At 73.8% G+C, this 12,719-nt stretch carries 10 protein-coding genes; 3 read left to right on the forward strand and 7 right to left on the reverse strand.

Annotation, left to right across the window (positions count from 1 at the left end):
• Window positions 1-54: 54 nt before the first annotated feature.
• From BLW63_RS18235 to BLW63_RS18255, 5 genes are all read right to left on the reverse strand, one after another.
• Window positions 55-354 carry a hypothetical protein gene (locus BLW63_RS18235; protein WP_139263661.1) on the reverse strand — a complete coding sequence of 100 codons (300 nt, stop codon included), beginning with the start codon at window positions 352-354 and terminating at the stop codon, window positions 55-57.
• A gap of 89 nt (window positions 355-443) precedes the next feature.
• On the reverse strand, window positions 444-2,384 hold the full coding sequence (locus BLW63_RS18240; protein ID WP_091159389.1) for a primary-amine oxidase: 1,941 nt from the start codon (window positions 2,382-2,384) through the stop codon (window positions 444-446).
• Window positions 2,381-3,418, reverse strand: a complete 1,038-nt coding sequence (speB, locus tag BLW63_RS18245; RefSeq protein WP_091159391.1) for an agmatinase — start codon at window positions 3,416-3,418, stop codon at window positions 2,381-2,383. The genes BLW63_RS18240 and speB overlap by 4 nt, the downstream gene beginning before the upstream one ends.
• 138 nt (window positions 3,419-3,556) lie before the next feature.
• The gene (locus tag BLW63_RS18250) at window positions 3,557-5,176 is read right to left on the reverse strand and encodes an amidohydrolase (protein WP_091159393.1); all 1,620 of its coding nucleotides are present in this window, start codon (window positions 5,174-5,176) and stop codon (window positions 3,557-3,559) included.
• A 15-nt stretch (window positions 5,177-5,191) separates the two neighbouring features.
• Complete coding sequence (locus tag BLW63_RS18255; RefSeq protein ID WP_211517167.1) at window positions 5,192-6,694, reverse strand: APC family permease; 1,503 nt, start codon at window positions 6,692-6,694, stop codon at window positions 5,192-5,194.
• 114 nt (window positions 6,695-6,808) lie between these two features.
• On the opposite strand from BLW63_RS18255, the gene BLW63_RS18260 reads away from it, so the two are divergent.
• The 3 genes from BLW63_RS18260 to BLW63_RS18270 all read left to right on the forward strand — a co-directional run bounded on the left by BLW63_RS18260 (window position 6,809) and on the right by BLW63_RS18270 (window position 9,866).
• A complete protein-coding gene (locus tag BLW63_RS18260) occupies window positions 6,809-7,426 on the forward strand; it encodes a TetR/AcrR family transcriptional regulator (protein WP_211517168.1) in 618 nt (205 codons plus the stop codon).
• Between the two features lie 263 nt (window positions 7,427-7,689).
• Window positions 7,690-9,222, forward strand: coding sequence for an APC family permease (locus BLW63_RS18265; RefSeq protein WP_091159398.1), 1,533 nt, complete (start codon window positions 7,690-7,692; stop codon window positions 9,220-9,222).
• Between the two features lie 185 nt (window positions 9,223-9,407).
• Window positions 9,408-9,866, forward strand: coding sequence for an RpiB/LacA/LacB family sugar-phosphate isomerase (locus tag BLW63_RS18270; RefSeq protein ID WP_091159400.1), 459 nt, complete (start codon window positions 9,408-9,410; stop codon window positions 9,864-9,866).
• Window positions 9,867-9,941: 75 nt separating this feature from the next.
• Here BLW63_RS18270 and BLW63_RS18275 read toward each other — a convergent pair whose 3' ends face one another.
• Both BLW63_RS18275 and BLW63_RS18280 read right to left on the reverse strand, forming a co-directional pair.
• The gene (locus BLW63_RS18275) at window positions 9,942-12,122 is read right to left on the reverse strand and encodes an MMPL family transporter (protein ID WP_091159403.1); all 2,181 of its coding nucleotides are present in this window, start codon (window positions 12,120-12,122) and stop codon (window positions 9,942-9,944) included.
• A 6-nt stretch (window positions 12,123-12,128) separates the two neighbouring features.
• A complete protein-coding gene (locus BLW63_RS18280) occupies window positions 12,129-12,716 on the reverse strand; it encodes a TetR/AcrR family transcriptional regulator (protein ID WP_091159405.1) in 588 nt (195 codons plus the stop codon).
• Window positions 12,717-12,719 lie beyond the last annotated feature (3 nt).

Consider the following 12,719-nt stretch of genomic DNA (forward strand, 5'->3'; position numbering starts at 1 on the left):
CCCGCTCGAGGGATGCCCGTGCCGTCACGAGGCTCCCGGCCCACCTGCCGATGGTCAGCCGGGGACGCCGCCACGCAGTGCGCCGCACCCGCGCACCGCGGCGAGCAGCAGCGCGACGACCGCCAGCAGGCCCGCAACTGGCCCGCCCCAAGCGGCTGCGCCGGTCGCGGTGGTGTGCACGTGCGCGCCGAGGACCGGCGGGTGGGCGGCGAGCATCGCGGTCGTCAGGACGACGTGCAGCGCCCACGCCGCCCGGCCCGGCCGGCGCCACAGGTGCACCGCGCACAGCAGGCAGGCCGCCGACAGCAGAGCGCTGCCGAGCTGCGGCGCGGCGAGCAGACCGAGTCCGTGCACCGCGGCGCACCCTGCCGCGGCGCCCGCCGCGCTGCGCGCGAGGAGTCGCGGCAGGGCCGCCGCACCGAGCGGCTGGAGGGCGGCCGCGTTCAGTGGCAATGACCCGGGGCCGGCGGCACGTCGAGCGCGGGGTTGCGGTCGAAGAAGCCGACCGGCTTGAGCTCGAAGGACACCACGTCGACGGGCATGACCGGCCAGTCCTCGGGCCGCGGGACGTGGTGGATGCCGAAGACGTGCCACAGCACCAGGTCGGTGTCGGCGACCGGCCGGTCGGCCTTCGTCCACTCGGGCAGCCCGGCGTCCCGGCGGCTCTGGTTGCAGAACTCACCGGAGGGCCAGCGCTCCTCCTCGTCGAACCGGCTCACCCACACCGGGTGGTCGATGACCTGTGCCCGCTGCCGGAACGGCGCGCTCGGGTCGGCCAGCGCCGGGATCGCGGCGTTCGGGTAGAGCTTGTAGCCGGGCGCCGTCCCGAGGCGGTTGGGCTTGGCCCGGTTGACCACCTTGAACGACCGCTGGGTGGCGAAGTCGACGTCCAGCCGCCCCTCGGACTCGGTCTCCACCGCGCGGCTGCGGGTGACGACGGCGAGGCCGTACGGGTTGTCCTCCGACACCGGGAGCGCCTCGCTCTCGGTGACGACGAGGGTGTTCTCCGGGCCGTCGACCTCCATGTCGAGCCGGGCGACGACGAAGTGCTGGTGGATGGGCGCGTAGGTGCGCTCGTCGACCACGGTGCCGTAGGCGGGCGGGGTCTGGTGGTAGGCGCTGGTCACCATGATCCCGGTGGCGCGGACCTCGCACTGGATCGTGCCGTCCTGGTAGAAGCGCCAGTAGGTCAGGTACTCGTAGTTGGCCACGGTCGCGTGGAACGAGACGACCATCCGCCGTGAGCGGCGCACCTCGGCGCCGGCCTGCTCGTCGACGTGCTTCCACAGCACGCCGTCGTCCTCCTCGTGCAGGCAGATGGCGTTCTCGATCGTGTACGGCTCGCCGCGGGTGTCGTGCAGGACGGCGTCGACGTAGGTGATGTCGCCGAGGCAGTCGCAACCCAGCTTCAGCGACGTCGTCATGAAGCCCAAGCCCCACTCGCCGATGTCGAAGGCGGTGCGCCGGTGGTGGTCGGGGCTGGGGTCGCGGTAGGGCACGACCATCTCGGCGAACGACATCCGGTGCGCGATCGGGCGACCGTCGTAGGAGACCCGGTGGATCACCAGGCCCTCGCGGTGGTTGAAGCCCAGCCGCATCGACCACTTCTGCCAGCGCAGCTCGTGCCCGTCGAGTTCGAACGAGACGCCCTCGGGCTGGGTGATCTGCAGCGGCCGGACGTCGGCGCGCTGCTCGAGGCCCGGCACGAGGGAGGGCACGTACTCGCCCATGACGGCGGGCTGCGCCGGCGGCGGGGTGTCCTCGATCTGCAGCAGCTCCATCGTGTTGAGGTCGACGACGAAGTGCAGGCCCATGACCGGGTTGGCGTAGGGGTTGCCGTTCGGGACCGAGCGGCGCCAGACGTCGGTCCAGCCGACCCGGCGGTCCTGCAGGCCCTGGGGGATCAGCGAGTGGCCGTAGGCCCAGGTGTCGATGAGCACCAGGTCGAGGTCGGTGATGCCGCGCCGGGCGAGCGCCTCGATCACGTCCGGGTGCTGGATGAGCACCTCGTGCGCCTCGTGCCACTCGTCGAGGGTCATGTTGGCCTGCTCGCCGGGCACCGCATCCCAGGAGACGACGGCGTCGTCGGTGAGCGAGACGACCGCCTTGTACGGCGTCCCCTGGTCACGGCTCCAGGCGGTCACCCGGGCCTCGCGGCGGATCGGGTCGCCGGGGGAGAACGCGCGGACGACGTCCTTGGCCGGCTCGCGCAGCTCGATGGAGGCGAACCGCCACCGCTCGTCGACAACGCGGTCGCGACGCACGATCGCCGCGGCGGCGCGGAACTCGTCGGCGGTCAGCGGGTCGAGCGGGTGCGGCGTGCCGGCAGCGGCCCGGCCGTCGGCCGTGCCGGTGGCGTGGCAGGACGTCGCGAGCTCGGTCATGACGGGTCCTCCTGGGTGTCGGGGCGGTTCGCGAGCAGCGGGACCGACGGGTCCCAGCGGGTGCCGTCACGGGCGTCGCGACGACGGCGGGCGATGGCCGAGAGCGCCTCGAGGACGACCCGGTTGGCCAGCGCCGCGGTGATGTCGGCGTGGTCGTAGGGCGGGCTGACCTCGACGACGTCGACGCCCACCACGGGCAGCTCCAGGCACAGCCGGCGGACGGCGTCCAGCAGCTGGCGGGCGGTCAGCCCACCCGGCTCCGGCGTCCCGGTGCCGGGGGCGTGCCCGGGGTCGCAGACGTCGATGTCGACCGACAGGAAGACGCCGTCGCACTCGTCGGTGGCGGTGGCCGACGCCTCGGTGAGGCAGGCGTCCAGCCCCCGGTGGCCGATCTCGGTCATCTCGTAGGAGCGCATTCGCTGCGCCGCCATCCAGTCCAGCGTCTCCGGCGGCGGCCAGTAGCCGCGCAGCCCGACCTGCAGGAACCGGTCGCCGCGCAGCGCGCCGGACTCGATGAGCCGGCGCATCGGCTGCCCGTGGCCCCACAGCGAGCCGAACTCGATGTCGCCGGTGTCGGCGTGCGCGTCGAAGTGGATCATCGAGACGCGCCCGTGGCCGAGCACGTTGGCCACGCCCTTGGCGTCGGCGAAGGCGATGGAGTGGTCGCCGCCCAGCACGACGGGGATGGCGCCGGAGCGGGCCACCGTCTCGACGGCCGCCTCCAGCGCGCCCAGCGCCGTCTCGATGTCGCCGGAGTACATCTCGACGTCCCCGGCGTCGAGCACGCGCAGGTCGCGCAGCCCGTCGGTGCGCAGCGCCAGGCTCGGCCGCGACCCGTCGTGGGCCAGGTAGTCGGTCATCCGGATGGCCTGCGGCCCGAACCGGGTGCCCGGGCGGTGCGAGGTGCCGCCGTCGAACGGCGCGCCCAGGACGACGACGTCGGCGCCGGCGAACGACGCCGGGTCGGACAGGTCGCAGCGGTCGACGCCGAGGTAGGTGATGTCAGGCCCGAACTGGGCGCCGTAGCGGGTCATGGGGTCGAGGTCCGATCGGTCGTGCGGTGGGAGAGGGGACGCAGTACGCACGCCCCAAGGCGACGGAATCCGTGCTTTGAGAGAGGCTATACGACGGATCCAGTGCCGCCAAGCCTCCCGGAGGTCCCGGTCGGCTCCTCAGCCGCCAACCGATCCGCACCGGTGGACGATGCTGCCACCGACGGTGGTGAGGACGGCGGGGGCGTCGGCCAGCTCGTCGGGTGGCGCCTGCAACGGGTCGACGGCGAGGGCCGTGAGGTCGGCGCGCATGCCCGGGGTGATGCGTCCCGCGCACCCGTCCTCGCCGGCCGCCCAGGCGGCCTGCGTGGTGTACCCCTGCAGGGCCATCAGCGGGGTCAGCCCCTGGTGCGGCTGCACCGGGGGGACGTCCGGCTCGCCCGCCGGACGGCGCAGCTGCGCATCGGCGAGGACCCGCCGGGGGTCGAAGGGCGCCACGGGCCAGTCCGACCCCAGCACCAGCGGCACGCCCGCGTCGCGCAGGTCCCGGCAGCGCCAGGCGCGGCCGGCGCGCTCCGGGCCGAGCCGGGCGGACCAGTTGTCGGTGTGGTCGGCCCGGGTGAAGTGGGTGCAGTGGGTCGGCTGCATGCTCGCCACGACTCCCTGCCGTACGAAGGCCCCGATGAGTGCGCTCGGCAGCGTCTCGATGTGCTCGATGCGGTGCGGCCCGGCCGCCGGGCGGTCCAGCCCGGCCAGGGCACCCAGCGCGTGGCGGACGCCGGCGTCGCCGATCGCGTGCGTGGCCGTCGGCACCCCCGCCGCGGCCAGCGCGCGCACCGCCCGGGCGTACTCGGCCGGGTCCGGCCAGAAGCTCTCGGTCGACTCGCCCAGCGCGTCGGGCTGCTCGAGCCAGGCCGTCCCGTTGTCGACCGTCCCGTCGATCATGAACTTGACCCCGCCGACGGCCCACCTGCGACCGCGCTGCCCTTGCAGGTGCACCAGCTCGGCCAGCCCGTCGGCGTCCACGCCGGGCACGCACCACGGCGCGAAGCGCAGCCGCAGCGGCAGGTCCTGGGCCTCCTCGGCCGCCGCCACCACGGCCCGGCTGTCCCCGAGGAGGTCCATGACGTGACCGCCGGTCAGCCCGGTGGCCGCCATGGCCGCGAGGAGGTCGAGCAGCTGCCGCGCCCGCACCGGGACCGGGTCGAGCGGGACGTGGTCCTGCACCAGGTCCATGGCGGCCGCCTCGAGCAGCAGGCCGGTCGGGTGTCCGGCGTCGTCGCAGACGACGACGGCCCGCTGGGCGAACGACCGGGGGCCGTCCACCCCGCTGATCTGCAGCGCCCGGTCGGTCGCGAGCGCGGAGTGCGCGTCGAAGAGCCGGACGAACGCCGGCCGCCCGCCCAGGGCCGCCTCCAGCGGGGCGTTGGTGACGGGGGTGCCCGCGAAGAGGTTGGGGTCCAGTCCCCACGCCTGGACCCACGCGTCCGGCTCCCGGCCGGCCGCCGCGGCGGCGAGCAGGTCCTGCGCCTCCTCGAGCGTCCGGGCTCCGGAGAGGTCGACGTCCGCGGTCAGCTGCAGGCCCATCACCGGGTGCAGGTGGCCGTCGGTGAGGCCCGGCGTCAGCGTGGCCGCGCCGAGGTCGACGACCTCGGTCCGGGCGCCGCGCCAGTCGGCGACGTCGCGGCGGGTCCCGGTGGCGACCACGAGGCCGCCGGCGATCGCGACCGCCTCGACCGGCGGCCCCCCGCCGGTCAGCGTGTGCACGGTGTCGGTCGTGAGGACCAGGTCGGCGTCCACGGGTGCGGCTCCGTCTCAACGGTCGTGGGTGGTGGCGAGCAGGTCCGGGGTGGGGGCGGCGTCGACGTCCGCCCCCTCACCGATCCCCGCGTAGCGCTCCGGGCGGCGGGCGCGCAGCCACAGCGCGGCCGCCGTCCCGACGGCGAGCGTCAGCGGCACGATGCCGACCAGCAGGACGTTGACCGTCGTCGACGCGGCGGTGAGCAGCTCGATGTTGTCGACCAGGACGTAGGTGGCCACGGCCAGCAGGACGCCGGACGCGACGCCGGCGCCGACGGCGCCGGGGGTGGCGGCGGCGCGGTTGCGGCGGTGGAAGTACGCCACCGTGGCGGCGGCCGTCATCGTCTGCAGGACGAGGACGCCGACGACCCCCGGCGTGTTCACCCAGAGCAGCAGCTGCTCGTAGGGGTCGGCCCCGGCCGCGGCGAACACCCCGATGACGACGACGGCGAGGGCCGTCTGCAGGAGGCCCGCCCGGTACGGCGACCCGAACCGCGGGTGCACCGTCCCCACCCAGCGCGGCAGCACGCCGTCCCGGGAGAGCGCGAACGCGTAGCGGTTGATCGCGTTGTGGAAGGCGATCTGCGAGGCGTAGACGCTGCTGACGACGAGCAGGTGCATGAGCGTGCTGGCCCACGGCCCCACGTACGTCTCGATGACGGTGAAGAACATGCCGGCGAGGTCGCCCTCGGCGGCGGCCACCGCCTGCTCGCTGCCGAACGCCTGCACCACCGACCAGACGACGAAGCAGTAGAAGACCGCCATGAAGCCGACCGCGAGATAGGTGGCCCGCGGGACGGTGCGCTCGGGGTCCCGGGCCTCCTTGCGGTACAGCACCGTGGACTCGAAGCCCATGAACGCCGCGAAGCTGAAGGCCAGCACGCCGGCCATGCCGGGGCTGAACACCGCGTCGGCCGTGAAGGAGGCCGCGTCCAGCCCGGACGCGCCACCGTCCACCAGGACGCCGACGGCCATCAGCAGCAGGATGCCGGTCTCCAGGACGAGCAGGACGCCGAGCACCTTGGCGCCCACGTCGATGCCCAGCCAGCCGACGAGCAGGACCAGGCCGACGGCCACGAGGGCGATCACCGGCCAGGGGACGTCGACGCCGAAGACGTCGGCCAGGGTGGCCTGCGCCTGCACGGCGAACAGGCCGTACACCCCGATCATCAGCGCGTTGTAGGACACCAGCGCGAGGAGCGCGGCAGCGAGGCCCCACGTCGGACCCAGCCCCTTCGCGATGTAGGCGTAGAAGGCGCCGGCGCTGCCCACGTACCGGGTCATGCGGGTGAAGGCGACCGCGAAGACGGTGAGCACGACGCCGGAGGTCAGGTAGGCGACGGGGGCGCCGATGCCGCCGACCAGGATGGCGAGCGGGGCCACGCCGGCCATGACGGTCAGCGGGGCGGCCGCGGCGACCACCATGAACACGAGGCTGCCGGTGCCCAGGACACCGCGCTTGAGGTGGCCGCCGCCGTCGGGCGGGACGGCGACGGGGGGAGGGGAGGAGGCGGGCACGGCGGTCCTTCCAGGGCCGGGGGTGCTTAACCGAATGGCGTTCGGTTAAGATGGTGGCCGGCCTCACCGATGTCAAGAGGGGTCGGTGAGCAGGACGGCGTGGAGGAGGGGTGCGTGACGCAGCGACGGAGACGGCTGCTGGACGTCGAGGCGATCCTCGACGCGGCACTGGCCTGCATCGACGAGCGGGGCCGGCTGACGATGGCGGACCTGGCCACGCGGCTCGGGACCAGCGCGTCGTCGATCTACCACCACGTGAGCGGCCGGCCGGAGATCGTCGAGCTGCTGCGCGAGCGGCTGGTCGCACACCTCGAGATCCCGCCGCTGGACCGGTCGGACTGGGGGGACCAGGTCGTTTCCTGGATGCGCTCCTACCGCCGGGCGCTCGCCGAGCACCCCAACCTCATCCCGCTGCTCAGCGAGCAGACGATGACCGCCGGCTCGGTCCTGGTCGGGTACGACCGCGTGGCCGGCCTGCTCGGGACCGCCGGCTTCCCCGAGGAGCAGGTCATGCTCTGGGTCAGCGTCCTGGACAGCTACGCGCTGGGCGCCGCGCTCGACCTCGCCGCCCCCGACGAGGTGTGGCGCGCCTCCGGTGGCGACACCCCGGCCCTGGACGCCGCGCTGCGGGCGGCACCGCAGGGGCGGGCGCGGGCCGACGCGGCGTTCGAGCTGGGCCTGGAGGCGCTGCTCGCCGGGATGCGGAGCCGGCTGCCCGTCGGCCTGATCTGAGCCGGAAGCTCCTCGTACGGGTTCACTCGACGGAATGGGTGAACGCCGTGCTGACACGCACGCGAAACAGTCGTGCTGCATGCTGCTGGCGCTCGGATCCGTGCACGACGGCTGCGCCGGAGTGTCGATGGGGCCCGAGCCGGGTGTACACGATGGCGTCTTGCTCCCCGTCCGGTGGCCTGGCTGGCTGTCGGCTGTGAGGCGCGGCACACCCGCCGGCTGAGGACAGGCCGCTTCGTGCGGTGCGACGAGAGGAGGGCCGCATGGCGGTGAAACAGGACCGGGGGACCGGGCAACAGGCCGATCTGCGGGCCAAGGGGTTGGCGGGCAACTCGGTGGGCCTGCTGGCCAGCGTGGTGCTCGGCGTCTCGAGCATCGCGCCGGTGTACGCGCTGACGGCCACCCTCGGCCCCACGGTGACCGAGGTCGGCCTGCAGATGCCGGCGATCTTCCTGGCCGGCTTCCTGCCGATGCTGCTCGTCGCCTACGCCTACCGGGAGCTCAACCGGGTGGCGCCGGACTGCGGGACGTCGTTCACCTGGACGACGAAGGCGTTCAACCCCTACGTCGGCTGGCTGTGCGGCTGGGGCGCGCTGCTGGCCACGGTGATCGTGCTGTCCAACCTCGCCGGCGTGGCGGTGTCCTTCTTCTACCTGCTGCTCGGCGAGATCACCGGGTCGGAGTCGGTGGCGACGCTCGGCGACGACACGGTCGTCAACGCCCTCACCTGCGTGGCGTTCGTCGCCGTCGCCACCTGGATCACCTACCGGGGTGTGGAGGCCACCAAGCGCGTGCAGTACGTGCTGGTCGGCTTCCAGATGGTCGTGCTCGCGGTGTTCGCCGTCCTGGCGCTGGTCAAATCCGGCTCCGCGCCGGGCGCCATCCCGTTCGACGCCTCCTGGCTGGACCCGATGGCCATCACGAGCTTCAGCGCCTTCACCGCCGGGCTGTCCCTGTCGCTGTTCATCTACTGGGGCTGGGACACCTGCCTGACGGTCAACGAGGAGACCGCCGGCAGCGCCCGCACCCCGGGCCGGGCCGCCCTGCTGACCATGCTGGTCATCATCGTGACCTACGTCGGCGTGGCGATCGTCGTGCAGATGTACGCCGGCATCGGGACCGAGGGCACCGGCCTGGGCAACCCCGACACCGGGGACAACGTCTTCGCCGCGCTGGCCGGCCCGGTCATGGGCCCAGGCCTGGCGTTCCTGCTCTTCCTGGCCGTCGTCGCCAGCTCGGCGTCGTCGCTGCAGACCACCTTCCTGCCGACCACCCGGACCATGCTGGCGATGGGCACCTACGGGGCCCTGCCCCAGCGGCTGGCCGAGGTGCACCCGCGCTTCCGGGCGCCGTCGACCGCCACCCTGGTCGCCGGGGCCGCCACGGCGGTGTTCTACGTGGGCATGACGATCATCAGCGAGAACGTGCTCATCGACACGATCTACGCGCTGGGCCTGATGATCTGCTTCTACTACGGCCTGACCGCCTACGCCTGCGTCTGGTACTTCCGGCACGAGCTGCGGCGCAGCGCCCGCGACCTGGTGTTCAAGGGCGTCCTGCCGCTGCTGGGCGCGCTGATGCTGACCGCGGTCTTCGTGCAGACGGCCGTCGACACCCTCGACCCGGCCTACGGCAGCGGCTCCTCGGTGTTCGGCGTCGGCAGCGTCTTCGTGGTCGGGATCGGGCTGCTGCTCCTCGGGGTCGTGCTCATGCTCGTCTGGCGGGCGCGGCACCCGGAGTTCTTCCGCGGCCAGACCCTGCGGGTCGACACCCCGTCGTTGGTCTTCGACGAGTGACCCCGACCCGGTCCGACTAGCAGCGCGGCCCGCCTCCCCTGCAGGGGAGGCGGGCCGCGCCGTCGTACGGGGGTCGGGCACGGAGGCCGTCGTCGACGCCGACCCGGGTCCACGTGCGTCCGTGCCCCACTGGTGCGCTCGCTGCGGGATCCTGGTCGCCGGCCTACGGCGGTGGGGGAGCTGGGATGCGGATCGCACTGGCGAGTGACCATGCGGGCTTCGACCTCAAGGGGGAGATCGCGCAGCTCCTCGCCGAGCACGACGTCCGTGACTTCGGCACGCACGACAGCGCGGCGTGCGACCTCCCGGACTTCGTGTACCCCGCCGCGCTGGCCGTCGGCGAGGGGCGTGCGGACCGAGGGGTCTTCGTCGACGGGGTCGGCTACGGCAGCGCGCTGATCGCGAACAAGGTCCCCGGCGTGTATGCGGCGGTCTGTCAGGACCCGTTCTGCGCGACGCTGGCCCGGTCCCACTCCGACACGAACGTCCTCTGCCTGGGCGCGAAGGTCATCGGGTCGGCGCTCGCGGTCGAGACGGTGCGGGCATGGATGGCGACGGACTTCCTCGCCGACGTGCCGAAGTACGTGGCTCGTGTGCAGAAGGTGCGGGACATCGCGGAGCGGCACGTCCGGGGAGCGTCGTGACCGCCCGGCCGGAGCCCGACGAACCGCGCGGCCCACCTCCCCTGGGGGAGGCGGGCCGCGCCTTCGGTCGGAGGGTCAGCGCTCGCCGGCGCCGACCACCAGGGGCTGCTCGGCCCGCGGTCGGGCGGCCGGCCGCTCCAGCGCGGCGCCCTCGACGTCGAGGGTGGGCAGCCAGCGCAGCCAGCGCGGCAGCCACCACGCCTTGTCGCCGAGCAGGGCCAGGGCCGCGGGGACGAGCACCATCCGGACGACGAAGGCGTCGAAGGCGATGCCGGCGGCCAGCGCGAAGGCGATCGACTTGATGGTCGCGTCGCCGGAGGGCACGAAGCCCGCGAACACCGAGAACATGATCAGGGCGGCCGCGACGACGACCGGGGCGGCCTGGCGGAAGCCGGTGCGGACGGCCTCCAGCGGCGCGGCGCCGTGGCTGTGCGCCTCGTGCATCCGGGACACCAGGAAGATCTGGTAGTCCATCGCCAGCCCGAACAGGATGCCGATGACCAGGATCGGCGTGAGGCTGATCAGCGGGCCGGTGCCCTCGAGGTTGACCAGGTCGGCCAGCCAGCCCCACTGGAACACCGCGACGGTGGCGCCGAGCGCGGCCCCGACGGTGAGCACGAAGCCCAGGACGCCGACCAGCGGCACCAGCAGCGAGCGGAAGACCAGCACGAGCAGCACCAGGGCCAGGCCCACGACCAGGGCCAGGTAGACCGGCAGCGCGGCGTCCAGGCTCGCGGCGACGTCCACGCTGACCGCCGTGGCGCCGGTGACCGAGGCCTGCGCGCCGTCGACGTCGGCCAGCAGGTCCCGGAGGTCGGCGACGAGCTGCTCGGTGGCCGGGTCGGTCGGGCCCGACTGCGGGATGACGCTGACCAGCGCGGCCGTGCCGTCGGCGCTGGGCACTGGCGGGGTCACGAGCGCGACGTCGTCCAGGCCGGGGATCTCGCCGGCGGCCGCCGTCGCGGCCGGCACCGCGCCGTCGCCCTCGAACAGCACGGTGAGCGGGCCGCCCGCGCCCTCACCGAAGCCGTCGGCCAGCAGCTGCTCGGCCCGGGCCTGCGTGCTGTCCTCCGGCGGGGTCTGCACCAGCGTGGTCTGCATGGAGAAGAACGGGACGGCGACGGCGCCCAGCGCGACGACCGTCAGCAGCAGGGCGACCAGACGGTGGCGGGTCACCGTGGCGACCCAGCCGGCCAGGAAGCCCGCGCTGGCCGCGTGGTGGGTGTGCGCCCGGCCCCGCTGCCTCGTGGGCAGCGCCCGCACGCCGAGGAAGCCCAGCGCGGCGGGGACGAGGGTCAACGCGACGAGGACCGCGACGACGATGGTGCCGGCTGCGGCCAGGCCCATCTGGGTGAGGAACGGAATGCCGGCGACGAACAGCCCGGTCAGCGCGATGACGACGGTGAGCCCGGCGGTGACGACCGCGGAGCCGGCGGTCCCGACGGCCGTGGCGACCGCGGTGCCGACGTCGGCGCCCGAGCGCAGCTCCTGGCGGAACCGGCTGACGATGAACAGCGCGTAGTCGATGCCCACGGCCAGACCGAGCATCGCGGCCAGGATCGGGGTGGTCGACGACAGGTCGGTGAAGCCGGTCGCGATCGTGATGCCGAGGACGCCGATCCCGACGCCGACGACCGCGGTCAGCAGGTTCATGCCGGCGACGACCAGCGAGCCGTAGGTGACCGCGAGCACGACGAGCGCGACGACCACGCCGATCACCTCGGCGGGCCCGCCGACGTGCGGCGGCGCCTGGATGGCCTGGCCGGTGACCTCGACGGTGAGCGCGCCGTCCCCGGCGTCCTCCACCGCGGCGATGAGTGCGTCCTGCTGCTCGGGGGTGACCTCGCCGACCGGCGCGGCATACGTCACGGTGCTGTAGCCGGTGGTCAGCTCGGGGTTGACCGACGGGGCGGCCGGGTCCAGCGGGTTGCTGGCCGAGACGACGCCGGGCAACTGCCCCAGCTCGGCGACCAGCGCGCCCAGGGTCGCGGCGCTCGCGGGCGTGGTCAGCGACTGACCGTCCGGGGCCACGACCACGACCTGCGCGGTGGCGCCGCCTGCCGCGCCGAACTCCTCGCTGATCCGCTCCAGCGCGGTGGTCGACTCCTGGCCGGGGATCGCGAAGCTGTCCGACGTCTCGCCGGCCAGCGTGACCGCCCCCGCGCCGCCGCCGACGAGCAGCACGAGCCACACGAGGACGACGGCTCCGCGGTGCCGGTGCGAGAAGGCACCGAGCCGGGACAACAGAAGTGCCATGGGGGATCAGGCCTCCACCTGGTCGGGATGGGGAGAAGCGGCGTCCGGACGGCGGTGGCCCAGCGCGTCGAAGCAAGTGGCGACGATGTGCTGCCGCCACGCGGTGGTCCGGTCGTGGGCGTGCGCCGCCAGGGTCAGGACGGCCAGCGCGGCGAGCGCGCCCACCACCCGGACCGAGCGCGGGGCCTCCATGGCGTCGGGGTCGACGCCGAACACGTGCAGCACCAGGTGGGTCACGGCCGGGTCCGGCTCGGCGTCGCTGTCGGTCACCGGCGCGAGGAGCAGCGCGACCAGCCCGGGGTGGGCCAGCGCCACGTCGACGAGGACCTCGAGCGCGCGCCGGTCGCGTACCGGACCGGGGGGCAGGTCGCCCACCTGGTCGAGCACCCGCTGCCCCAGCGTGCCCGCCTGGGCCAGCACCGCCTCGTGCAGGGCGTCCTTGCTCGGGTAGTGGTGCAGCAGCCCGGTCTTGGACAGGCCGACGGCGTCCGCGACGTCCTGCACCGAGGTCTTGGCGAAGCCGCGCCGGGCGAAGAGAGCGGCAGCCCGGTCGAGGATGCCCTCGTCGACCTGCTGCCGGAACGGTCGTACCACGGG

Origin of the sequence: Geodermatophilus africanus, assembly GCF_900107105.1 — a bacterium.
Classification (GTDB): Bacteria; Actinomycetota; Actinomycetes; order Mycobacteriales; family Geodermatophilaceae; genus Geodermatophilus; species Geodermatophilus africanus.

Bases quoted from the DNA above. Each gene is read 5' to 3' on its own strand.
- BLW63_RS18240 (WP_091159389.1), bottom strand. From the start codon at position 2,384: ATGACCGAGCTCGCGACGTCCTGCCACGCCACCGGCACGGCCGACGGC.
- speB (WP_091159391.1), bottom strand. From the start codon at position 3,418: ATGACCCGCTACGGCGCCCAGTTCGGGCCTGACATCACCTACCTCGGC.
- BLW63_RS18265 (WP_091159398.1), top strand. From the start codon at position 7,690: ATGGCGGTGAAACAGGACCGGGGGACCGGGCAACAGGCCGATCTGCGG.
- BLW63_RS18270 (WP_091159400.1), top strand. From the start codon at position 9,408: ATGCGGATCGCACTGGCGAGTGACCATGCGGGCTTCGACCTCAAGGGG.
- BLW63_RS18275 (WP_091159403.1), bottom strand. From the start codon at position 12,122: ATGGCACTTCTGTTGTCCCGGCTCGGTGCCTTCTCGCACCGGCACCGC.